20 protein-coding genes are annotated in these 23,703 nt (G+C 68.0%); 15 read left to right on the top strand and 5 right to left on the bottom strand.

Translation table 11 applies throughout. From position 1 onward, the window contains the following. The first annotated feature begins 91 nt into the window (after window positions 1-91). The 11 genes from LTA6_RS12535 to LTA6_RS12485 all read left to right on the top strand — a co-directional run bounded on the left by LTA6_RS12535 (window position 92) and on the right by LTA6_RS12485 (window position 16,261). Window positions 92-1,480, top strand: coding sequence for a serine hydrolase domain-containing protein (locus tag LTA6_RS12535; protein WP_407357980.1), 1,389 nt, complete (start codon window positions 92-94; stop codon window positions 1,478-1,480). Further along, complete coding sequence (locus tag LTA6_RS12530) at window positions 1,477-2,382, top strand: serine hydrolase (protein WP_407357979.1); 906 nt, start codon at window positions 1,477-1,479, stop codon at window positions 2,380-2,382. The genes LTA6_RS12535 and LTA6_RS12530 overlap by 4 nt, the downstream gene beginning before the upstream one ends. Before the next feature lie 66 nt (window positions 2,383-2,448). Continuing rightward, entirely contained in the window at window positions 2,449-4,044 is a 1,596-nt protein-coding gene (locus LTA6_RS12525; protein ID WP_407357978.1) for an ABC transporter substrate-binding protein, read from the top strand. Between the two features lie 16 nt (window positions 4,045-4,060). Continuing rightward, window positions 4,061-5,059: an ABC transporter permease gene (locus LTA6_RS12520; RefSeq protein WP_341974085.1), complete on the top strand. Its 999-nt coding sequence runs from the start codon at window positions 4,061-4,063 to the stop codon at window positions 5,057-5,059. After that, entirely contained in the window at window positions 5,056-7,008 is a 1,953-nt protein-coding gene (locus tag LTA6_RS12515) for a dipeptide/oligopeptide/nickel ABC transporter permease/ATP-binding protein (RefSeq protein WP_407357977.1), read from the top strand. Before LTA6_RS12520 ends, LTA6_RS12515 begins: the two co-directional genes overlap by 4 nt. Then, complete coding sequence (locus LTA6_RS12510) at window positions 7,005-8,048, top strand: ABC transporter ATP-binding protein (RefSeq protein ID WP_407357976.1); 1,044 nt, start codon at window positions 7,005-7,007, stop codon at window positions 8,046-8,048. The genes LTA6_RS12515 and LTA6_RS12510 overlap by 4 nt, the downstream gene beginning before the upstream one ends. Before the next feature lie 19 nt (window positions 8,049-8,067). After that, the gene (locus LTA6_RS12505; RefSeq protein WP_407357975.1) at window positions 8,068-11,403 is read left to right on the top strand and encodes a serine hydrolase; all 3,336 of its coding nucleotides are present in this window, start codon (window positions 8,068-8,070) and stop codon (window positions 11,401-11,403) included. Next, window positions 11,403-12,518: a M20 family metallopeptidase gene (locus LTA6_RS12500; RefSeq protein WP_407357974.1), complete on the top strand. Its 1,116-nt coding sequence runs from the start codon at window positions 11,403-11,405 to the stop codon at window positions 12,516-12,518. Before LTA6_RS12505 ends, LTA6_RS12500 begins: the two co-directional genes overlap by 1 nt. After that, on the top strand, window positions 12,515-13,381 hold the full coding sequence (locus LTA6_RS12495) for a GNAT family N-acetyltransferase (RefSeq protein WP_341974080.1): 867 nt from the start codon (window positions 12,515-12,517) through the stop codon (window positions 13,379-13,381). The genes LTA6_RS12500 and LTA6_RS12495 overlap by 4 nt, the downstream gene beginning before the upstream one ends. After that, window positions 13,378-14,484 (top strand): o-succinylbenzoate synthase, encoded by a 1,107-nt coding sequence (menC, locus tag LTA6_RS12490; protein ID WP_341974079.1) that lies wholly within the window; start codon window positions 13,378-13,380, stop codon window positions 14,482-14,484. The genes LTA6_RS12495 and menC overlap by 4 nt, the downstream gene beginning before the upstream one ends. A gap of 163 nt (window positions 14,485-14,647) precedes the next feature. Next, complete coding sequence (locus tag LTA6_RS12485) at window positions 14,648-16,261, top strand: PucR family transcriptional regulator (RefSeq protein ID WP_407357973.1); 1,614 nt, start codon at window positions 14,648-14,650, stop codon at window positions 16,259-16,261. On the opposite strand, the gene LTA6_RS12480 is transcribed toward LTA6_RS12485, so the two are convergent. The 3 genes from LTA6_RS12480 to rsmA are packed head-to-tail and all read right to left on the bottom strand — an operon-like array spanning window position 16,251 to window position 19,160. After that, window positions 16,251-17,183, bottom strand: coding sequence for a 4-(cytidine 5'-diphospho)-2-C-methyl-D-erythritol kinase (locus LTA6_RS12480; protein WP_341974077.1), 933 nt, complete (start codon window positions 17,181-17,183; stop codon window positions 16,251-16,253). The genes LTA6_RS12485 and LTA6_RS12480 overlap by 11 nt on opposite strands. A 10-nt stretch (window positions 17,184-17,193) precedes the next feature. Further along, the gene (gene mgrA, locus LTA6_RS12475) at window positions 17,194-18,261 is read right to left on the bottom strand and encodes an L-glyceraldehyde 3-phosphate reductase (protein ID WP_407357972.1); all 1,068 of its coding nucleotides are present in this window, start codon (window positions 18,259-18,261) and stop codon (window positions 17,194-17,196) included. A 23-nt stretch (window positions 18,262-18,284) separates the two neighbouring features. Further along, complete coding sequence (gene rsmA, locus LTA6_RS12470; RefSeq protein WP_341974075.1) at window positions 18,285-19,160, bottom strand: 16S rRNA (adenine(1518)-N(6)/adenine(1519)-N(6))-dimethyltransferase RsmA; 876 nt, start codon at window positions 19,158-19,160, stop codon at window positions 18,285-18,287. A gap of 36 nt (window positions 19,161-19,196) precedes the next feature. On the opposite strand from rsmA, the gene LTA6_RS12465 reads away from it, so the two are divergent. Then, on the top strand, window positions 19,197-20,450 hold the full coding sequence (locus LTA6_RS12465) for an MFS transporter (protein ID WP_341974074.1): 1,254 nt from the start codon (window positions 19,197-19,199) through the stop codon (window positions 20,448-20,450). Window positions 20,451-20,481: 31 nt separating this feature from the next. On the opposite strand, the gene LTA6_RS12460 is transcribed toward LTA6_RS12465, so the two are convergent. Continuing rightward, entirely contained in the window at window positions 20,482-21,048 is a 567-nt protein-coding gene (locus LTA6_RS12460) for a WHG domain-containing protein (RefSeq protein ID WP_341974072.1), read from the bottom strand. An 80-nt stretch (window positions 21,049-21,128) separates the two neighbouring features. Between LTA6_RS12460 and LTA6_RS12455 the strand changes: the two genes are divergently transcribed. From LTA6_RS12455 to LTA6_RS12445, 3 genes are read left to right on the top strand one after another with little or no spacing between them, the layout of a single operon-like run. Beyond that, on the top strand, window positions 21,129-21,497 hold the full coding sequence (locus tag LTA6_RS12455) for a DUF4267 domain-containing protein (RefSeq protein ID WP_341974071.1): 369 nt from the start codon (window positions 21,129-21,131) through the stop codon (window positions 21,495-21,497). 42 nt (window positions 21,498-21,539) lie between these two features. Further along, entirely contained in the window at window positions 21,540-22,136 is a 597-nt protein-coding gene (locus tag LTA6_RS12450) for a helix-turn-helix domain-containing protein (RefSeq protein WP_341974070.1), read from the top strand. Next, window positions 22,129-22,851, top strand: coding sequence for an SRPBCC domain-containing protein (locus LTA6_RS12445; protein ID WP_407357971.1), 723 nt, complete (start codon window positions 22,129-22,131; stop codon window positions 22,849-22,851). The genes LTA6_RS12450 and LTA6_RS12445 overlap by 8 nt, the downstream gene beginning before the upstream one ends. Here the strand turns inward: LTA6_RS12445 and LTA6_RS12440 are convergent. Further along, window positions 22,830-23,702 (bottom strand): TatD family hydrolase, encoded by an 873-nt coding sequence (locus LTA6_RS12440; protein ID WP_407357970.1) that lies wholly within the window; start codon window positions 23,700-23,702, stop codon window positions 22,830-22,832. The two genes, LTA6_RS12445 and LTA6_RS12440, sit on opposite strands and share 22 nt — an antisense overlap. Window position 23,703 lies beyond the last annotated feature (1 nt).

Raw genomic sequence — 23,703 nt, 5'->3', positions numbered from 1 at the left:
CCGCACAAACGCCCTCCGATGGGGGGCGAATAGTCTCGGGCCAATCGCCGTCACACCCCTCTGACGGCGCACTCGATGAAGAGGAGCGCACATGTCCACGCTGTCCGAAATCGGCACCTGGGTACAGGAGAATCTCGCCGAACTCATCGCCGCAGATCACGTTCCTGCTGCATCTGTCGGCATCCTCGCCGGCGGCGAGGTGTTCACAACCGCCGCCGGTGTCCTGAACAAGAACACCGGCGTCGGGGCCGATGTCGACTCCGTCTTCCAGATCGGGTCCATCACCAAGACCTGGACGACGACGCTCGTCATGCAGCTCGTGGATGAGGGACTCCTCGACCTCGACGCACCGGTTCGCGACACCGTGCCCGCGTTCGCCATTGCAGACGTGGACGCCGCGAGAGCGATCACGACGCGACAGCTGCTCAGCCACGTCGGCGGCTTCGAGGGCGACCTGTTCATCGACACCGGCGTCGGCGACGACTGCGTGGAGAAGTACCTCGCCGTCATCGCGGATGCGCCGCAGCTGTTCGCACCCGGCGAGCGCTTCTCGTACAACAACGCCGCGTTCGTGGTGCTCGGTCGCATCATCGAGGTGCTGCGCGACAAGCCGTTCGACCGCGCACTCCGCGAGCACCTGGCAAACCCGCTGCAGCTCACCCACGTCGCGACAGACGCATCCGAGGCGATCCGGTTCCGCGCGGCTCTCGGCCACATCCCCGCCGAGGGCAGCGACGTCCCCGTGCCGGCACCGGTGTGGAGTCTCGTGCGCTCCAACGCACCTGCGGGTTCCATGCTCGCGATGACCGCTCGTGACCTTCTCGGGTTCGCGCGCATGCACATCGACGGCGGCAAAGGTCCGGACGGCACGCAGGTGCTCTCGGCCGAGAGCGTGAACGCCATGCAGGAGCGCCAGGTGGAGCTTCCCGACCTCGGCGTCCTGGGCAACGCCTGGGGCCTGGGCTGGGAGATCTTCGACTGGGACGGCGGACCGGTCATCGGGCACGACGGCGGAACGATCGGACAGAGTGCGTTCCTGCGCATCGTCCCGGGTGCCGACGTCGCCGTGGTTGTCCTCACCAACGGTGGCTCCCCCATTTCGCTCTACACGACGCTGATGACGAAGATCCTCGGCGAACTCGCCGACGTCACGATGCGTCCTCTTCCCGCGCCTCCCGTTACGCCGGTCGACGTGAACCTGGAGCGCATCCTCGGGACGTACTCGTCGTCGGTCTCGGATTCGACCGTGCGCCTGGACGACGACGGCAAGATCTGGCTCGAGCGCACGATGAAGGGCATCTTCGCCGAACTCGGCCCCGCCCCCGAGCCCGTCGAACTCGTCGGCTGGAACGGCGACAGCCTCGTTCCGGCCCGCCCGGACCGCGGCATGCACATGCCGCACGCCTTCGTCGGCGACGACGGCTCGGGACGCGCCCTCTATCTGCACACCGGGCGCGCAGATCGGCGGGTCAGCGCATGACCGTGCAGACGGCGGAGTTCACGGAGATCGCTGAGATCTTCTCCCAGGTCGGAGCGACCGGATTCCTGCACGCCAGAGAAGTGGGAGTCGACAACGGCCCCGAAGTCACCGTGCGCGCTGACGAACCCGTCGTGCTCGCGTCCGTCTTCAAGATCCTGGTGCTCACGGCGTACGTCCGCGCGGTCGACGCCGGCACACTCGACGCGACCGGCCGCACCACGGTGACCGCCCGGTATCGGATCGGCGGCGTCGGCACCGCCGGCTTCGCCGACGATGTCGAGGCGAGCTGGCGCGATCTTGCGTCGAACATGATGACGATGAGCGACAACGCCGCCACCGACGTCATCTACCACCGGTTGGGCGCTGAAGCCGTGAAGCAGGTCATCACCGACCTCGGCCTCGACGGCACGCACCTGATCGGATGCTGCGAGGAACTGTTCGCCTCGGTGGTCGCCGACCTCGGCGGCACCGCGGAGAGCGACCTCGAAGAGTTGCTGGCCGCGGCAACCGAGGACCAGATGTGGGCTCTCAGCGCACTCGATCCGACGCGGACCTCGGGATCGACACCGCGCGAGGTCACCACGCTGCTGAACGCTCTGTGGACCGATGTCGCGGCGTCTCCGGAGGCCGCGGCGAGCGCACGCGAGATCATGGCGCGTCAGATCTGGCCGCACCGGCTCTCGTCGGGCTTCCCGTCTGGGGTGCAGATCGCGGCGAAGACCGGCACGCTGCCGGCCTGGCGCAATGAGGCCGGGGTGGTCACCTACCCGGACGGTCGTCAATACGCGGTCGCCGTGTTCACCCGTGCCGATTCGCTCGCCGAGCGGCTTCCCGCGGTCGATGCCTCCATCGGACGCGCCGCATTCGCCGCCGTCGAGCACCTGCGCTCGCTCACCCTCTGAGCCCGCTCCACCCCGCCGTCCACCCGAAGCACTACTCCTCACACATAACCCTTCTGGAGGCAACAGATGCGTTCTCCTACTCCTCTCCTCGCTCTCATCGGCGCTGCGGCGCTCGTGCTCACTTCCTGCGCCGCTCCCGGCACTTCGTCCGGTGGCGGTGGTGACAAGGGATCCCTCGCCGAGGGCAAGACCTTCACCAGCGTCATCTCCACAGACCCGGGGAACCTCGATCCCCTGATCACCGTGATGTCGGTGGCACGCTCCATCGGCCGTTTCCTCTACTCGCGCCTGATCGAGGTGCAGGACGACGGCAGCGTCGTCTCCGGACTCGCATCCGATTGGGAATCCGACACCACCACCGTCAACTTCACCCTCCGCGACGGGATCACCTGTGAGGACGGAACCCCGCTGACGGCGACGGACGTCGCTGCCAACATCAGTCACATCGGCGACCCGGCCAACGGATCGCCTCTGATCGGACTCCAGGTGCAGCCCGGAACCACGGCCGTCGGCGACGATGCCGCCGGCACCGTGACGGTGACGAGCGGACGCCCCGACTCGTTCCTCCTGGAGAACATCGGCAGCATCGCCATCGTCTGCGGGACCGTCCTGGATGACCCAGAAGCCCTCGCCGCGGGCAAGGGCGCAACCGGGATGTTCACGATGACCGAGATCGTGCCCAACAGCCAGTACACGCTCACCCGGCGCAAGGACTTCGCCTGGGGCCCTGGCGACTGGGATCCGGAGCAGGCCGGCTTGCCGGACAAGGTGGTGTTCCGCGTCGTCCCGAACGAGACGACGTCGGCGAACCTGCTGCTTTCCGGAGAAGTGAACGCCGCAGGCGTGATCGGTCCGGACACGAAGCGTCTCGACGACGCCGGACTGTTCAAGACGGCGCTCCCCGTCCCGGCCGGTCAGATCATCTTCAACCAGGGCGAGGGCCGCCCGACCGCCGACCAGGAGGTGCGCGAGGCGCTGATCCAGGCACTCGATCTCGCCCAGCTTCGTCAGGTGCTCACCAGCGGTCAAGGGACCGTACCGACCGGCCTCGTCACCATCTCGCCGAACCCGTGCCGCGCCGACGTCGTGGACGGATTCATCCCGGAAGTCGATGCCAAGGCCGCAGCGAAGGCTCTCGACGATGCCGGCTGGGTCGTCGGCTCTGATGGCATCCGCGAAAAGGACGGAAAGAAGCTCGAGCTCGGAATGATCTACTCCTCTCTCCAGGGTGACTCCGGCAATGCCAGCGCCGAATTGATCCAGGCGACGTGGAAGGACCTCGGAGTCGGACTCACGGTGAAGTCGGTCGATTCGCCGACGCTGAGCGAGACGCTTTTCGTCAGCGGTGACTGGGATGTCTCTGCCGCACCCATCACCGTGTCGATGCCGAGCATGCTCGTGCCGTTCTACTCGGGTCCGAATCCGCCGAACGGCACGAACTTCGCGTCGATCGACAACGCCGAGTACACCGAGGCCGTCACCGCGGCGTCGAACAAGGCGGGCGATGAGGGATGCGACGACTGGGGCAGGGCCGAGCAGGCGCTGTATGCCACGACGAGCGTGGTCCCCTTCGCCAACCAGAATCGGGCGACCTACGCCCACAACGCGGAGTTCATCGAGAACGACGGCATCGACCCCGCGTCGATCCGCATGTACGAGTAAGGACCGGAAGCAGCCGATGGCCAGTACCACCGCCACGCAGGCGATATTGATCAGATCCGCACGGTCCGACAACCCCTGGTTGTCGTTCCTGGTCCGTCGTGGAGGGCAGTTCGTCCTCTCGGTGTGGGTGCTGGTCACGGCTGCTTTCCTCATGATCCACCTGGTGCCGGGTGATCCGGTTCGAGCCGCCCTCGGGATGAACGCCCCCGCCGAGCTCGTCGAAGCACGACGAGCGGCACTCGGCCTCGATCAACCCCTCGCTCTGCAGTACGTGCGTTATATCGGCGGCCTCTTCACCGGCGACATGGGCACGTCCATGATCACGAGCCAGCCGGTGAGCGAGATCATCTCGACGCGGCTGCCGGCAACTCTGCAGCTGGCGGTGCTCGCCGTGCTGCTCGTTCTCCTCGTGGCCGTGCCGCTGGGCGTCACGATGGCGGTCGCCACGCGCGGTGGACGCCGACGAGGGGCGGAGCTGACCTTCGCCACCGCCACCGTCGTCCTCGCCGCCATTCCCGAGTTCCTCCTCGCGGTCGGCCTGGTATATGTCTTCGCCGTTTCGCTCGGGTGGTTCCCGGTGGCCGGAAACACCGCGTCGATGTCGCTCGTCCTGCCGGTCCTGGCGCTCGCTGTCGGCCCCATCGCCGTCTTCGCCCGGATCATCCGCGTCGAGGTGCTCGCCGTCCTCAGTCAGGACTTCATCCGCACGGCGCGCGCCAAGCGCCTCGCCCCTCGGCGGATCTATACGCGGCATGCGCTTCCGAACGCCATGACGGCCACGCTCACCCTCACCGGGCTCCTGCTCACCGGCATGGTCGCCGGCACTGTCCTCGTCGAGAACGTCTTCGCCTGGCCGGGCCTGGGAACGATGATCGTGCAGTCGATCCTGACCAAGGACTACTCGGTCGTGCAGGGCATCGTCCTCGTCTACGGCGTCGGCGTGCTGCTGGTCAACTTCGTGATCGACGTCGTCCTCGCGCTCCTCGATCCTCGCTCCACAATCCGGGAGGCATGATGTCTGCACGCTCGAAATGGCTCGACGTCGTCCGTTCGCCGTTGGGCGCCACGGCGCTGGCCCTCGTCGTCCTCGTCGCGCTCACCGCGATCTTCGCGCCGATCATCTGGGGACCGCAGGCCGAACAGGTCGATCCGACTGCCATCACGCAGGGCCCCAGCGCCGCTCATCTGCTCGGCACCGATTCCCTCGGGCGCGACGTGCTCGCCCGGGTCCTGGTAGCGACGCGCTTGTCCATCACTCTCGCGGTCGCCGCAGTCCTCATCGGCGTCACGGTGGGCACGCTCCTCGGCACTGCCCCTGCCGTGCTTCCCCGTTGGGCCGGACGCCTGATCGCCGGCGTGGTGAACATCGCTGTGGCCTTCCCTGGGCTCCTGCTCGCCCTGTTCTTCGCCGTGATCTTCGGAGTCGGCACCACCGGTGCCGTGCTCGCGATCGGTTTCGCCATGGCCCCCAGTTTCGCCCGCTTGACCCAGACCCTCTCCGCGTCGATCGCCGGCCGCGACTTCATCGCGGCCGCGCGCGTCGCCGGTGTCTCCCGCATCCGCGTGCTGATCCGGCACATCCTGCCGAACATCGGCGAGCCGCTCGTGGTCAACGCGACGGTCGGCGCCGGATCCGCCCTCCTCGCCTTCGCCGGCCTCTCGTTCCTCGGACTCGGCGTGCAGGTGCCTGCATACGACTGGGGACGGATGCTCGGCGAAGGCCTGAACCGCATCTACCTGAACCCTGCGGCAGCGATCGGACCGGCCGTCGCGGTCGTCGTCGCCGGACTCGCCTTCAATCTGCTCGGCGAGACCGCTGCCTCCGTCATCGGCGGACGCAGCGCACGTCATCGCGGCAGGCTCCCCCAGTTCGCTCGTTTGGGCGCCCCCGTTCTCGCGCAGGTCGTCGACGAAGACGTGGTACTCCGCGTCGACGATCTGCGCGTGTCCTTCCCCGGCCCCGATGGCTGGCTCACGCCGGTGCGAGGTGTGAGCTTCACCATCTCCCGCGGAGAGGCAGTCGGAGTCGTCGGAGAATCCGGGTCCGGAAAGAGCTTGACCGCACTCGCCGCTGCGCAGCTCATCGAACGGCCTGGTCGGATCTCCGCCGCGCACCTGAGCTTCTGCGGCACACCTCTGCTCGATGCTCCTGAGCGTTCGGTTCGCAGTCTCCTCGGCACGTCTCTCGCCATGGTCTTCCAGGATCCGATGACCTCCTTCAACCCGACCAGGCGCATCGGATCCCAGCTCGCCGAAGCCGCATCCGAGCACCAGGGACTCAACCGATCGGCGGCGATGGCGCGCGCGGTCGACCGGCTTCAGGCCGTACGCGTGCCGGCAGCGCACCGGCGCGCCCGGCAGTACCCGCACGAGTTCTCCGGCGGCATGCGCCAGCGAGCGATGATCGCCATGGGACTGATGAATCACCCCCGCCTGATCATCGCCGACGAGCCGACGACGGCACTCGACGTCACGGTGCAGCGTCAGGTGCTCCAGCTGCTCGCCGGGGTCCGCCGCGACACCGATGCCGCGATGCTGCTGATCAGTCACGACATCGCCGTGATCGCCCAGACGTGCGATCGGGTGCTGGTCATGTACGCCGGTCGCGTCGTGGAGGACCTCCCCGCTTCGCAGTTGCACACACACGCGCAGCATCCGTACACACGGGCGCTCCTCGACGTCGTGCCCGAGATCGACACCGACCGCTCGATCCCGCTCAAGATGATCCCCGGCCGCCCGCCGGCCCCCGGGGCGTTTCCAGCCGGCTGCGCCTTCGCCGACCGCTGTCCGCTTGCTTCCGCGCTCTGCCGCGAACAGGATCCGGAACTCGTCGACGATGCCGCCGGCCACCGCGTCGCCTGCTGGCACCCGGTCGATGGCGACAGCCCGGCGAACGCCGACGCCACCGTTTCGGCGGTCACCTCAGCCCTGCCGATCGTCGAGCACGAGGGAGTCATCCGATGAGCGAGCTGCGTTTCGATCATGTGAGCGTTCGCTACGGCACGCACCGAGCAGGCCTCACCGCCGTCGACGACGTGAGCCTGGTCGTCCCCTCCGGCTCCGTCGTCGGGCTCGTCGGCGAGTCGGGTTCAGGAAAATCGACCCTCGCACGCGCCGCGATCGGGCTCTCCCCGATCAGCGACGGAACCATCACGCTCGGCGGAGTGGATGTGCGCAGCTTCCGCCGCCATCGCCCCATCCAGATGGTGTTCCAGGACCCGTTCTCCTCGCTCGACCCGCGGATGACGATCGGCGAGTCGATCGCCGAAGCCCTTCCGCGCAGCGTCCGCAGCCGTACCGCACGGCGTGCGGAGGTCGCACGGCTACTCAATCTGGTGAGCCTGGACCCGGAACGCGCGACGTCGCTGCCCGCGGCGCTCTCCGGCGGCCAACGCCAGCGTATCGCCCTGGCTCGGGCTCTCGCCGGCCGGCCCGAGGTCATCATCGCCGATGAGATCACCTCGGCGCTCGATGTCTCCGTGCAGGGCTCCGTGCTGAACCTCGTCCGCGAACTGCGTGCCGAACTCGACCTCACGATGCTCTTCATCTCGCACAACCTCGCGGTGGTGCGGTATCTCAGCGACTACATCGCGGTGATGTACCTGGGGAAGATCGTCGAGGTCGGCCCGACCGATCAGGTCCTGGCCGATCCGCAGCATCCGTACACGAAGGAGCTGCTCGCTTCCGCGCCGACGCGACACGGAAGTCTGCTCGAGATCGATCCGCTTGCGCTCATCGACGTCGAACCTGCCGATCCGCACGCTCCGCCCAGCGGATGCCGCTTCCACCCCCGGTGTCCGATCGGGCCGGTCGCACGCCCCGATCGCCAGATCTGCGTCATCTCCGAACCGCTCCAGCCCGTCGGCGGACGCGGTGCGGCATGCCATTTCGCCGGTACCGGCGCGGACGCCCCGTTGGGAACTGTGCCGAAGTCCCAAACGGTCGCCCTCCTTTCGGCCTCCGACACAAAACGGCAGCCGTCCTCGGCCGCCACAGTGAACTGACCTTCCGATTGGAGTTCCCATGAACCGCAGCGTGACCATCGACGACTTCCTCGCGATCACCTCTCCGGAGCAGCCGGCCCTCTCCCCAGACGGCTCGCGCGTCGTCTTCGCACTGCGCACGACAGATCGCGACGGCGACCGGGACACCCGCGCGCTCTGGCAGGTTGCCCGCGACGGCGGGGCTCCGAAGCGCCTCACGCACGGCACGGCCGACTCGACGCCCGTGTGGAGCCCCGACGGCAGCCAGCTCGCCTTCCTGCGCGCCGGAGAGACCGGTGCGCAGGTGTGGGTCCTCCCGACCGACGGCGGCGAGCCGCGCGCTCTCACCTCGCTGCCGTTGGGAGCGGGTTCGCCGCAGTGGAGTCCTGACAGCACCAGGATCGCCTTCGCCGCCCCTGTCGACAGCGCCGCGCTCCCCGGCGACGACCGCGCGACGATCCTCGCCCGCCGCTCCGCCCCCGCGGCCGCCGACCGCCTCGGGTACAAGGCGGACGGCGCCGGACATCTCGGCACACTCGTCCAGCAGGTGCACGTCGTCGCCGTCGAGACGGGCGCGGTCACCGTGATCACCCGTGGCACGGCGCACACCACTGATCCGTTCTGGTCGCCCGATGGCACCCGCCTCGCCTTCTCGTCCGCAGCCGACGACGACGCCGACCTCACGATGCGCATCCAGGTCTTCATCACCTCCGCGACCGACCCGAACGCCGCTCCGGTGCGGCTCGGCTCCGCCGACACACAGGCCGCCGTCACCGGGTGGACCTCAGATGGCACTCACGTCGTCGCCGCCGGTCGCACGAACACCGCCGTCGGCAACGCCGGTCTGCTGCTCTTCCCGGTGGAGGGCGGTGCGCCGATCGACGTGATCGCAGGACTCGACCGGAACGTCATGCCGGGCGGACCTGGATATCCCGGAGGCATGCCGCAGCAGGACGGCAGCGGGCGGCTGGTCTTCTCGATCCGCGACAACGGCTATTCGCACCTGTACACCGTCGCGACCGACGGAACGGATGCTCGCGCACTCGTCGCAGGGACCACGAACATCTCGGGACTCTCCGTCGCCGGCGCAACCGCGGCAGTCGTCCTGTCCACGCCGACCTCCTTCGGCGACGTGGCGATCGTCGACCTCGCCGACGGCACCGTGCACACCCTCACGGAATACGGATCGGTCGATTTCCCGCTCGTCTCTGCGGAAGAGCGTCGTTTCACCATCGCAGACGGCACCGTCGTCACCGGCTGGCTCCGCCGCGACCCCGAGGCCCATGGACCTCTGCCGCTGCTGCTCGACATCCACGGCGGGCCGCACAACGCCTGGAACGGCGCCGCCGACCTCACCCACCCCTACCATCAGATGCTCGCGCATCGCGGCTGGGCGATCCTCACGATCAACCCTCGCGGCAGCGATGGCTACGGCGACGCATTCTTCAGCGCAGTGTCCGGCGCCTGGGGCATCAGCGACGCGAACGACTTCCTCGAGCCGATCGATCAGCTCGTCTCGGAGGGCATCGCCGATCCCGCGCGTCTCGGCGTGTCCGGGTACAGCTATGGCGGCTACATGACCTGCTACCTGACCTCGCGCGACAATCGCTTCGCGGCCGCGATCGCCGGTGGCGTCATCAGCGATCTCTCCAGCGGCGGCGGCACGTCGGATGTCGGTCACTACCTCGCCGACAAGGAGAACGGCGGACTCCCCTGGCGCGACAAGGAGAAGTTCGCGGCGCAGTCGCCCTACACCCAGGTCGAGCGCGTCACCACGCCGACGCTCATCCTGCACGGCGCGGCAGACGACCGCTGCCCGGTGGGCCAGGCCGAGCAATGGTTCGCGGCGCTGCGTGAGCGCGACGTTCCGACACGACTCGTGCTGTACCCGGGAGGAGCGCATCTCTTCCCGCTGTCGGGGCCGCCGTCGCACCGAGCCGACTTCTCGCAGCGGATCATCGACTGGGTCGAGCAGTACGCCCCGCCGGCGGGTACGCCGATCCGTCCGCGCCTGAACGCCACCCACTGGCAGCAGCGTCTCAGCGCGCTCGCCGAGGCCCATCACGTGCCGGGCGCGACGCTCGGCATCCTCCGGCTGGGTGAGGAGCCGGTGTTCGCACACCACGGCATCCTCAACATCCGCACCGGGATCGAGACCACCGACGACTCCGTCTTCCAGATCGGCTCGATGAGCAAGGCGTGGACTGCGACGGCCGCGATGAAGCTCGTCGATGACGGCCTGCTCGACCTCGACACCCCCGTCGCGCAGTACCTCCCCGAGTTCCGCGCGTCCGACGCCGAGGTCACGCGCACCGTCACGATGCGTCACCTGCTCACCCACACGAGCGGTATCGACGGCGATGTCTTCACCGACACCGGCCGCGGCGACGACACCCTCGAGAAGTACGTCGAGATCCTCGACGGGGTGGCGCAGAATCACCCACTGGGTGCGACGATGTCGTACTGCAACTCCGGTTTCGTGCTCGCGGGCCGCGTCATCGAGAAGCTCACCGGAACCACCTGGGACCAGGCGATGCGCGACCTCCTGATGTCGCCGCTCGGCCTCACGCACTCGTCGACCCTCCCCGAAGAGGCGATCATGTTCCGCGCGGCCAGCGGCCACACGGAGATCGGCGAGGACGGGCCGAAGCTGGCTCCGGCGTGGGTTCTTCCGCGGTCCATGGGACCGGCGGGGCTCATCAACTCGACCACCGCCGATGTCCTGGCGTTCGCGCGGATGCACCTCACCGGTGGTCTCGCGGCCGACGGCACCCGCGTGCTCTCCGCGGAGAGCGTCGCCCGCATGCAGCAGCACGAGGTTGATGTCCCCAACCCCTATACGATCGGCAACGGCTGGGGCGTGGGCTGGATCCTGTTCGACTGGGACGGCAAGAAGCTGGTCGGCCACGACGGCAACACGATCGGACAGTCCTCGTTCCTGCGCATCCTTCCCGAGGAAGGACTGGCGGTGACGCTTCTCTCCAACGGCGGGAACACGCGCGATCTGTACGACGGACTCTTCGACGAGATCTTCTCGGAGCTGGCGGGCATCCATCTCCCGGACGACCTCACCCCGCCGGAGGATCCGTACATCGCCGACTTCTCCGAGATCGTGGGCTCCTACGACCGCCAGGGCGTCAGCGCCGAAGTGCTCGAAGTCGAGGGCGGGTTGCGACTGCGCACGACCGTCACCGGCCCACTGGCCTCGCTGCTGCCCGATCCGATCGAGGAGCACGCGTTGATCCCGGTGCGGGAGAACGAGTTCGTCATCCGACCCGAGGGCACCCAAGCCTGGCAGGCGCTCGTGTTCTACACGCTCGCCACCGGCGAGCAGTACATGCATTACGGCGTGCGCGCAGCGCCGAAGGTCTCATGATGGCGACGCAGGAGGCGTTCCTCGTCGACACCCTTGTCTCTGACATCGAGACCCTCGTGAACTGCGAGTCCCCGTCGTCAGACCTCGATGCCGTGGCGCGCAGCGCCGACGTCACCGCCGCCCTGGGTGAGCGCCTGCTCGGCGTCGCACCCGAGCGGATCGTGCTCGAAGGGCGAACGCATCTCCGCTGGCGCTTCGGCACACCTCGGGTGCTTCTGCTCGGCCATCACGACACGGTATGGCCGTCCGGTTCCCTGCAGTCCCATCCTTTCGAGGTCCAGGGCGGCATCCTCCGAGGCCCCGGATGCTTCGACATGAAGACCGGCGTGGTGATGGCGTTTCATGCCGCGGCTGCGATGCAGGATCGTGACGGCATCTGCATCCTCATCACCGGAGACGAAGAACTCGGCTCACCCAGCTCGCAGGCTCTCATCGAGGATGTGGCGCGGGACTGCGCAGCGGTCTTCGTGCTGGAGGCCGCGGCCGATGGCGGCGCGCTGAAAGTCGCCCGCAAAGGCGTCTCGCTCTACCGCGTCGTCATCACCGGTCGCGCCGCGCACGCCGGCCTCGAACCGCACCGTGGGGTGAACGCGTCCGTCGAGGCAGCTCATCTCATTCTGGCGATCAGCGGCCTCGGCGACTCCGACGCGGGCACGACGGTGACACCGACGCTTCTTCGCGCCGGGAGCACGACCAACACCGTCCCGGCCGACGCCGAGTTCGCCGTCGATGTCCGAGTGCAGACGCGAGCGGAGCAGGACCGCGTCGATCAGGCCATCCGTGCGCTCACGACGACGGTGCCCGGCGCGGAGGTGCGCATCGACGGTGGCTTCAATCGCCGCCCCATGGAGCGCTCGGCCTCCGCCGTGCTGTTCGCGAGGGCGAGTGCCATCGCTGCGCGCCGCGGTCTGACGCCGTTCGACGGCGTGTCCGTGGGTGGTGCGTCCGACGGCAACTTCACCGCAGGGCTCGGCGTCCCGACGCTCGACGGGCTCGGAGCGGTCGGCGGTGGGGCGCATGCCGACGACGAACACGTGATCGTGGCGATGATTCCGGAACGGACAGCACTTCTGGAGGGCCTGCTCATCGAGGTCCTCACGGGGGAAAGGGAATGAGCATCATGAAGACAGTGCCGCAGAGCGCCGCGCACGAGGCCGCCGGGGCGGCGAAGGCCGCGGCCGACGACGCCGGCGTGGATGTCCGACTGCTGTCCACGGTGGGCGAGTTCACCGAGGTCGCTGATCTGTTCAAGAGGATCTGGGCGTCGGACGGCAGCCAGCTGCCGGTGAACGTGGAGACCCTCCGCGCACTTTCCAAGTCGGGCAGCTATGTCGGCGGAGCGTACGACGGCGACGAGCTGGTCGGCGCCTGCTTCGGGTTCTTCGCCGCACCGGGGCGCCGCGCCCTGCACAGCCACATCGCCGGGGTCTCCGCGCGGATGCGGGGGCGCAGCGTCGGTTTCGCACTGAAGGCGCACCAGCGGTCCTGGGCGATCGACAACGAGCTCGACGAGATCTCCTGGACCTTCGACCCGCTCATCAGTCGCAACGCCTACTTCAACCTCGTGAAACTCTCCGCGACGCCCGTCGCCTATCACCAGAACTTCTACGGCCAGATGAGCGACGCTCTCAACGGCGGCGACGACACCGACCGGATGCTCGTGACCTGGTACGTGCGGGATCCGCGCGTCGCCGCCGCCTGCCGCGGCGAGGTCGCCACCGGCGAAGTGCCGGTCGGAGAGGACCTGCTCACCGTCGACGACCATCTCGGTCCGCTGCGCCACGAGACCTCGGCACAGCTCGTGCGGGTGTCGTTGCCGCGCGACATCGAACAACTTCGGAACACCGACCCGGACCGTGCCACGCAGTGGCGACTCGCGCTCCGCGACACTCTCGGCGCGCTGCTCGATCAGGGCGCGTCGGTCGTGGGATTCGACCGCACAGGCACCTACACCCTAGACAGAGGAGAACACCAATGAAGCTCACCGGAATCGAACTCCGCGTCATCGAGATGCCCCTGGTGGCACCGTTTCGCACGTCGTTCGGAGTGGAGACCGTGCGCGAGGCCATCATCGTGCGCGCCGTCACCGACGAGGCCGAGGGCTGGGGCGAGTGCGTCGCGATGAGCGACCCGCTCTACTCCTCCGAGTACGTCGAGGCGAGCCTCGACGTGATCAAGCGATTCCTGCTTCCGGCGCTGGCGCAGGTTCCCGATCTCGATGCGTCGAAGGTCGCACCGGCGCTCGCGAAGTTCAAGGGTCACCGGATGTCGAAGGCCGGCCTGGAGCTCGCGATCCTCGACGCCGAACTGCGCGCCAGCGGAGTTCCGCTGTCGCGCGAGTTGGGCGCCGTCCGCGACACGGTCGAGTGCGGTGTCTCGGTGGGCATCATGGAGTCGATCCCCGAGCTGCTCGACGCCGTCGACGGCTACCTCGACGAGGGGTACGTCCGCATCAAGCTCAAGATCGAACCGGGTTGGGACATCGACCCCGTGCGGGCCGTGCGCGAGCGTTTCGGTGACGACATCCTGCTCCAGGTCGACGCCAACACGGCGTATCGGCGCGGAGACGGGCAGCACCTGGCAAAGCTCGATCCCTTCGATCTTCTCCTCATCGAGCAGCCCCTCGACGAGGAAGACCTCCTGGGACACGCGCAGCTCGCGAAGGTCGTGAAGACGCCGATCTGTCTCGACGAGTCCATCGTCTCCGCTCGCGCGGCGGCCGATGCGATCGCGATCGGCGCCTGCTCGATCGTGAACATCAAGCCGGGGCGCGTCGGCGGCTATCTCGAAGCGCGGCGTATCCACGACGTCTGCCAGGCCAACGAGATCCCCGTCTGGGCCGGCGGGATGCTCGAGACGGGTATCGGCAGGGCTGCCAACGTCGCCCTCGCTGCACTCCCCGGCTTCACTCTCCCTGGCGACACCTCCGGGTCCAACCGCTACTACTCGAGCGACATCACCGAGCCGTTCGTGATCGAGAACGGCACGCTCACCGTGCCGACCGGTCCCGGCATCGGAATCACTCCGCACCAGGATGCGCTGGACGACGTCACGACGCGTACAGAATGGATCACCTTCTGATCCGGAGGAGCCGCATCGCCTTCGCGGCTTGATTTCTGTGGAGCGCGACGAGATTCGGATACGATTTCGTCGTGCTCCACAGATTCAACCCCCGCAATCACCCCGTAGCGTGGGCGTCGTGCTCATGTCAGTGACGACACGACCCCGCGCCAGCCTCGGCCGTGTGATCGAAGATCTCGGAGCGACGCTTCTCGACGTCGTCTGCGGCAGTACCGACCGCGACATCGAGATCGAGGCCGTCGTGATCCACGACATCCTCGACGACGCGATGCCGATGCGCGGCGCCCTGGTGCTGGGCGTCGGGCTCAGCGATCCCGTCGAGATCGCAGCACTTCTGCATGCCCTTGCCGCGCAGGAGGCGACTGCTCTGGTGCTGCGGGCGCCGGTGCGGGCCGACGACGCCCTGCTGGAGGCATCGGAGCAGACAGGCATCCCGGTTCTCGCTCTCACCCGCGGAGCGTCCTGGGCCCAGCTCACCGCGATGCTCCGCTCTCTGATCGGAGAGGGCGACGTCGGCGATCGGGGAGCACAGACACTGGGCGGCATGCCGGCGGGTGACCTCTTCGCGCTGGCGAACGCGATCGCCACGCTGCTGAACGCTCCGGTGACGATCGAAGACCGCAACTCCCGCGTCGTCGCGTTCTCCGGCCGACAGGACGAAGCCGACCCCGCCAGAGTCGAGACGGTGCTGGGCCGTCAGGTGCCGGAGCGATTCACCCGGCAGCTCGAAGAGCGCGGGGTCTTTCAGGAGCTGTACCGCAGCACGAATCCGATCGACGTCGAACCCGTCGGCACCACTGACGGCACCCCGTCCATTCCCCGCGTCGCCCTCGCCGTACGCGCCGGCGACGAGATTCTGGGCTCGATCTGGGTCGCGGTGCAGGAGCCACTGAGCGGCGATCGCGTTCGCGCGCTCAAGGACTCGGCGGGGCTCGTCGCGCTGCACATGCTCCGTCTGCGGGCCGGGGCCGACGTCGAGCGTCGCCTCCGTGCCGACCTGCTCGCGACGATCCTCGAGGGAGGACCGGGCGCCGCCGATGCCTCGGCGAGGCTTCGCCTGAACGACCATCGATGCGTCGTGCTCGCCCTGTCGGTCGCCGACGGGCGCGGCGACGACCTGTCGCCCGACGCCAGAGGCGCCGCCGAGAGGCAGCGGATCGCCGACGCCTTCGCCATGCACCTCGGCGCCGTCTACCTCCGCTCGGCCGTCGCCGTCGTCGGCAATGTCATCTACGCCGTCGCCGGGGCCCGCCCCGACCACAGCGACGCCGACCTCCGCGCCGCCCGCGTCGCGACAGACTTCCTCGGCCGTCTCGGATCGTCCTCCGACATCCGCGTCGGCGTCGGAACGATCGCCGAGGACACCTCCACGATCCCGGTCTCGCGAATCCACGCCGATCGCGCGCTGCGGGTCATCCAGCAGTCCACCCGCCACGACGCGGTAGCCGTCTTCGCGGCGGTGCAGATGGACGCGCTCCTGGTCGAGCTGGGCGATCTGGTACGTGCCCGCGGCGATCAGCCGACCGGAGCCGTCGCCCTGCTGATCGCACACGATCGAGAGCGCGGCACCCAGTTCGTTGAGACCCTGCGCGCGTGGCTGGATGCCTTCGGTGACGTGAGCGTGGCCGCGAAGCGCGTCTATGCGCACCCGAACACGTTCCGCTACCGACTGCGCCGGCTCGGCGAGATCAGTGACCTGGATCTGACCGACCCGGACACCCGCTTCTCGGCGATGGTTCAGCTGCGCCTGCTCGTTCCCGACGAGATCAGGACATGATGCGCGCACCGGCGACGGCGCCGTGCACGTGCAGCGGGTCGTAGCCGGCCATCCGCAGCGTCGACTGCACGTCCTGTGCGCTCTCCGGGCCATCGCAGAGCAGCGCGACGGTCGGCCCTGAGCCGGAGATGATGCCGGCAAGAGCGCCCTCGCGGATGCCGATCTGGATCGTCTCCGCGAGGTCAGGACGTTCGTGGACGGCCGCCGCCTGCAGATCGTTGTGCAGGCTCTCCGCGAGCAGCGCCGGATCGCCCGAGCGCAGCGCCTGCAGCACCGGGATCGGTACGTCGAGCGAGACCGGCGGGTCGTCGGCGAGCGCCCCCTCCTCCGCGCGCAGCGCGTCCAGGCGTTGGTACACCACCGGGGTGGACAGTCCCTCGTCGCTCGTCACCAGCACCCAGTCGAAACGTCCCCTGGCGAGTGCGGGATTGAGCTGATCACCGCGGCCCGTGCCGACCGCCGTGCCGCCGTGCAACGCGAACGGCACATCGGCGCCGAGTCGCGCAGCGAGCTCGTGCAGTCGCGACGGAGACAGTCCGGTGCCCCACAGCGCATCGCAGGCGACGAGAGCCGCAGCCGCATCCGCCGACCCGCCGCCCATGCCCCCCGCGACCGGAACGCTCTTGCGGATCTGGAGTGCCACACCACCGGAATAGTCCGTCGCCGAAGCCAGCAGCTTCGCCGCGCGCATCGCCAGGTTGCGGTCGTCGAGCGGGACGCTGTCCGGGTCGTCCACGCCCGAGACCGTCACCGAGAAATCGTCCGCGTGGTGCGCGATCACGTCCTCATAGAGCGACACCGCCTGGAACACCGTCGCCAGGGCGTGATACCCGTCATCGTGGCGCGCGCCGACGCCGAGGAAGACGTTGATCTTCCCCGGTGCCCGCACGTGCACGGCATCCGAGATCGAGGCGAAGCTCATGGGCTCGGGCTCACAGGTCGGACGACTTCGCCCAGAGGTTCACGTCGACGGCGTCGGCGAGCTCGTCGATCCGGGCGAGTTCCGAGGCTTCGAACGCGGGACCGTTCACGGCGGCGATGTTCTCGTCCAGCTGCGATGTCCGCGACGCTCCGACGAGCGCGGACGTGACGACCGGGTTGCGCAGCGTCCACTGCAGCGCCATCTGCGCGAGCGACTGACCGCGGTCGCGGGCGACGTCGTTCAGTGCACGCAGCGTGTCGACCGCAGCGGAGGTGAGCGGGCCGTCCGGGAGCGATCCGCGCTGTTGCGCGCGATCGGCGGTGCCGTCGCCGAGGTACTTGTCGGTGAGCAACCCCTGCGCGAGCGGGGTGAACGCGATGGCGCCGAGTCCGTTCTGCTCCAGCGTCGCGGTGAGCCCGTCCTCCACCCAGCGGTTCAGGATCGAGTAGGCGGGCTGATGGATCACCAGCGGGGTGCCGAGATCGCGGGCGACCTTCACCGCCGCCTCGGTGCGCTCGGCGCTGTACGACGAGATGCCCACGTAGAGCGCCTTGCCCTGCCGGACGAGGGTGTCCAGCGCCCCGATGGTCTCCTCGATCGGCGTGACCGGGTCGACGCGGTGCGAGTAGAAGATATCGACGTAGTCGAGTCCCATCCTCGTCAGCGACTGCTCGGCGCTCGCGAGGATGTACTTGCGGCTGCCGAGGTCGCCGTAGGGACCGGGCCACATGTCCCAGCCGGCTTTCGACGAGATGATCAGCTCGTCGCGATACGGGCGGAGGTCCTCGGCGAAGATCCGGCCGAAGTTCTTCTCGGCAGAGCCATAGGGCGGGCCGTAGTTGTTGGCCAGATCGAAATGCGTGATGCCTCGGTCGAAGGCGTGGCGAAGCAGCGCTCGCTGGTTGTCGAGCGGGATGTTATCGCCGAAGTTCCACCACAGGCCCAGCGAGATCGGCGGCAGATACAAGCCGGTCGTGCCGACCTGGCGGTACTCGAACTGCTCGTAACGGTTCTCGGCCGCCGCGTACGGGCGGTGGAGTTCGGGGACGTCGGGGCTGAAGCGCGAAGACTCTGTCACCGTGCCAGGTTAGCCCCTGACCGTCAGTGAGCGCGTTCGCTCTCCTCGATCTCGATGCGCTCGGCATGCTGGGCGATGCGCTGATAGTCGTCGACAGTGAGATCCTCGCCCCGCGCCGTCGGTGCGACCCCGGCAGCGATCAGGATCTCGGATGCGCTGGCCGAGCTTCCGAAGATCCCGGAGAGCGCCTGTCGGAGCATCTTGCGACGCTGGTTGAAGGCGGCGTCCACGATCGCGAAGGTGCGTCGCCGCTCTTCCTCAGTGCCGCGCGCCGTCGCCGCACGAGCGAACCCGACGAGAAGGCTGTCGACGTTGGGCACCGGCCAGAACACCTGGCGCGAGACGGTGCCCGAGAGCTTCCATTCCCCGTACCAGGCGGCCTTCACACTCGGCGTGCCGTAGATCTTCGACCCCGGTTTCGCGGCGATCCGCTCGGCGACCTCCGCCTGCACCATCACGACTCCGCGCTGCAGGTAGGTGAAGTTCTCGAGGAAATGCAGCAGCACGGGCACCGACACGTTGTACGGCAGATTGGCGACCAGCACGGTCGGTTCGCCCGGAAGCTCGGTGATACGAAGCGCGTCGGCGTCGACGACGGTGAGCATCTCGGGCGGGACGCCGTGCTCAGCGGCGGTCTGCGCCAGGCGCGCGGCCAGGCGGTGGTCGATCTCGACGGCGGTGACGGATGCTCCGGCTTCGAGGATGGCGAGCGTGAGCGAGCCCAGGCCCGGTCCGACCTCCACGACCCGCTCCCCCGGCTGAACGCGTGCCGCTTGCACGATCTTTCGGACGGTGTTCGCATCGACGACGAAGTTCTGGCCGAGCTTCTTCGTGGGGGTGACGTCGAGCTCGGCGGCAAGGCGGCGGATCTCGGTGGCGCCGAGCAGGGTGACGGTCATCCGTCCATTGTCCCCTACCGCCAGTACTCTTTGATGATGCCCTCCCTCGGTGACCTCGTTGCGCCTCGCCGGATGGGAAGGGATTTCCGCTGGCTGCTCGCTTCTTCCTGGACGAGCAATATCGGCGATGGAGTCGCCCTCGCGGCGGCGCCTCTGCTGATCGCCTCGATGACGTCGTCGCCGATCCTGGTGGCATCCGGCGCCATCCTGCAGTTCCTGCCCTGGTTGCTCTTCGGCCTGCATGCGGGCGCCATCGCCGACCGGTTCGATCGCCGCCGACTGGTGATGTTCGCGAACGCCGCCCGCGCCGTCGTCCTGGCCGCGCTGTGCGTCTTCCTCGTCACCGGCTCGGCCAACATCTGGATCGTCTTCGCGGTCGCATTCCTGTACGGGACCGCCGAGGTGTTCGTCGACACGGCGGGCAGCACCCTGCTGCCGATGGTCGTGAAGCCGGCAGATCTCGGCCTCGGCAATGCGCGGCTGCAAGCCGGATACCTCGTCGCGAATCAGTTCGCCGGCCCGCCGCTGGGCGCCTTCCTGTTCGCCGCCGGCACGGCGTGGCCGTTCCTGCTCGAAGTCATCTGCGTGTCTTTCGCCGTCCTGCTGATCTCGCGGATGGCGAGGACACCCGTTCCGCCGAGAGAGTCCGGCGCGCACCCTCCGGTGCACACGGACATCGCCGAGGGGCTGCGCTGGCTGTGGCGAAACCCGCCGGTGCGGATGCTGGTGCTGATCATCCTCGTCTTCAACATCACGTGGGCCGCCCCCTGGGGTGTCCTCGTGCTGTACGCGACGGAGCACCTGCAGATGGGCCCCGTGGGGTACGGCATGCTCACGACGGCGTCCGCCGCCGGCGGCCTGCTCGCGACGGTGAGCTTCGGCTGGCTGGAACGGCACGTGTCGTTCGCCACCCTCATGCGCGTCGTGCTGACGCTCGAGGTGTTGATGCACCTCGCGTTCGCGCTGACCACCGTCGATTGGGTGGCTCTGGTGATCATGTTCGTCTTCGGCGCGTATGCGTTCATCTGGGGCACGATCTCGACGACGGTGCGCCAGCGGCTGGTACCAGCCGAGCTGCAGGGCCGGGTCGCCTCGGTGAACATGGTCGGCGTCTTCGGCGGCATGGTCATCGGCCAGGCGCTGGGCGGCGTGATCGCCCAGTTCTGGGGACTGACCGGTCCCTGGTGGTTCGCCTTCGTCGGCGCCGCGATCACGCTGCTCCTGGTGTGGAAGCCGATCTCGCAGATCGTCAGCGCGAAGCCGGTCGGCGGGCCCGAGCAGGGCGAATGATGTCGAGGCGCTTCAGTAACGCCTGGGCGCTTCAGCTGAAGAGATCGACGAGAGTGTCGACGCGAGCACCATGGTTCTCCGGTGCGAGGCGGCGCTCACGGGCCAGCACCGCGATCCCGTGCAGCCCGCTCCAGAAGACCTCGCCTCGCGTCGCCGCGTCCGCATCGCTCTTGCCGCCGACGACAGCGACGAGCACCGCGAATCCCTCACGCAGCTCCTGCGGTGTCGATTCCTGAGCGAACTCGACGGCGAGACGCATCGAGAACATCGCCTCGTAGGTGGCCGGATGCTCTGCCGCGAAGGCGAGATAGGCCTCCACGAACGCCCTCACCCGTTGTGCGCCCTCCACTCCTCCCGATGCCTCACGCATCGCGGCGGTGAAGTCGCGGAATCCCGACAGCGCCACGGCGTTCACGATGCCGTCCCTGCCGTCAGGGAAGTGGCCGTAGAGAACCGGCGGGCTGTACTCGATCTCGCCGGCGAGGCGGCGTGTCGTCACCGCCGACCAGCCATCGCGTTCGGCGATCTCCCGCGCGCGGGTGACGATGCGCTGCTCACGGTCCTGGCGGTCTCGCGCTTTGCGCTCCTGCACTCCCATGCTCGAATTCTATCACTGATAGCTTTTTCCTGTTCGATGATCTATCGTTGTTAGATCTTCTACTTATGAAAGGTTCACTTATGTTGCACGTGATCGGAATGGTCCTCAGCTGGACCGGCGCAGTCGGCATCATCGGAATCGGCATCGCCTACCTGATGAAGCACGAAGGCAATGCTTCCGGGTTTGGACTGCCCACCCTTCCGTCGCCGGATGCTCGCGGTTGGTGGCAGGTCAAGGGGATCCGCGACATCGGCACCGGCTTGACCCTCATCGCCTTCGCCCTCTTCGCGCCGACACAGCTCCCGCTGGCACTCCTGCCGATGGCGGTGATCCCGTTCGGAGACGCCTGCATCATCCTCGCGAACAAGGGCAGCAAGAAGACGGCGTACTCGGTGCACGTCAGCACCGCGGTGGCCATGCTGATCGCCGCAGGTCTGCTCGTGCTCTGAACGCTCTTGACAGATTTATTTGTCTAGCCGCAGACTGTCCATGTGAAGTACCTCGACGAACCCGATGTGGTGCGCACAGCACTGTCCCCGATACGCCGGCGACTGCTGGGCCTGCTCCGCGAGCCCTCCTCGGCGATCCGCCTCTCCGAGGAGCTCGGCCTCCCCCGACAGCAGATCAACTATCACGTGAAGGAACTGGAGAAGGCAGGCCTGATCGAACTCGTCGAGGAGCGGCAGCGCCGCGGCTTCACCGAGCGCGTCTACCGCGCATCTCAGTCGACGCTCATCGTCGATCCTGGAGTCATGGGGCGCGCCTTCGATGGCATCCATGATCAGTACGCCGCCGAACATCTTGTGCAGGTGGCTGCAGGTACCGTACGCGACGTCGCCCGGATGCAGGCCAAGGCCGACGAAACCGGACAGCGGCTGCTGACCTTCACGATCGAGGCCGAGGTGCGATTCGCGGAGCCCGGTGATCTTCACCGGTTCGCGGATGCGCTGACCGATGCCGTACGCCGTACCGTCGAATCCTTCGACTCCGCCGGCGGGCGGCCATACCGCTTCGTCGCCGGTACTCACCCGGCACCAGCAAGCCCTCAGGCCGAGAAACAGGAAGAGAGAGGCGAGAACGATGTCTGAAACACCCAGGATCCGCGTGACCATCGCCGCACCGGTGAGCGAGGTCTGGAGCGCCCTCCGAGACAAGGACCGCATCAGGCACTGGCACGGCTGGGAGTTCGACGGCGGACCGGACGGAAGCCTGGACCAGGAGATCGACCTGATCTACTTCACCGATGTGACGGTCGGCGAGCACCGGATCGATCTGAACGGCGGCGACACGATCGATCTGGAACAGGTCGAAGGCGGCACGCGCGTGACGCTGACTCGTGCGGCACCGGAAGACGACCCGGACTGGGCGCGGTACTACGACGAGATCACCGAAGGGTGGATCACGTTCATCCATCAGCTGCAGTTCGCCGTGGAACGCCACCCGCGCGCTGCTCGTCGCACTGTCCTCCTGCGCGGAAAGGCGCCTTCCGCGCTGGCGGCGATCTCCGACGACCCGCGACTGCTCGCAGGAGCCCCGTACGAGGGATCGCTCGCCGGCGGGATCGCCGGCGGCCGTGTCTGGTTCAGGTCCGACCACCAGCTCGGTCTGACGGTGTCCGAGTGGAATGACGCGCTGCTGGTGCTCCATCGCGATGGAGCCTCCGACGAGGTGATGGCGCTCCTCAGCCTCTACGGCGTCGACGAGGATCGCTTCTCAGAGCTCCGCGACCGGTGGGGTGCCTGGTGGCACAGCTCCGACGCCGAAACCGTCGACGAGCGCGCTCAGTCCTCGAAGGAACCGTAGACCGCGAGCGTGTTCGCGGCGACCTGGGCGGCGAACTCGTCGACCTCAAGCCCGAGCTCCGCGGCCATGAAGCGCAGCGTGATCGGCACGAGGTACGGCGCGTTCGGCCGGCCACGTAGCGGCACCGGCGTGAGGAACGGCGCATCGGTTTCGATCAGGATCCGCTCCACCGGCGTGACCTTGAGGGCATCACGCAGGTTCTGCGCGTTCTTGAACGTGACGTTGCCGGCGAAGGACAGGTAATAGCCGGCGTCCGCGCAGATCCGGGCCATGTCCTCATCGCCGGAGAAGCAATGGAACACCGTGCGCTCCGGGGCGCCGACGCGGACCAGCGTCTCCAGCACGGCGTCGTGCGCGTCACGGTCGTGGATCTGCATCGCGATGCCGTGCTTCTTCGCCAGGGCGATATGCGCCTCGAAGGAGGTGAACTGCGCGTCGTGGCCTTCAGGTCCCGTGCGGAAGAAATCCAGCCCCGTCTCCCCGATCGCCCGCGCACGCGGATGCGCGGCGAGCTCGTCGATCGTCGCGATGGCCGCATCGAGCGTGCCGTTCGCGGCATACGTCGGTGCATCGTTCGGGTGGATGGCGACGGCGGCCAGCACGCGAGGGTCGGATGCCGCGGCATCCACCGCCCACCGCGAGGATTCGATGTCTCCCGACGCCTGCACGACGCCGACGATGCCGACGGCCTGGGCACGATCGAGCTGCTCGGTCAACGAGAGCGGCTCATCGCCGTCGACGATCTCCAGGTGCGCGTGATTGTCGTACATCGGCACCGCCAGTGGTTCGGGCGCCGCCGGATACCGCAGGTCCTTGCGCCCGTCGCCCGACCTCTGCTGCACGTAGACCATG

This window comes from Microbacterium sp. LTA6 (assembly GCF_045690355.1).
GTDB lineage: Bacteria > Actinomycetota > Actinomycetes > Actinomycetales > Microbacteriaceae > Microbacterium.
The sequence above is the reverse complement of the archived record's forward strand: the minus strand, read 5'-3'. Positions and strand labels throughout refer to the sequence as shown.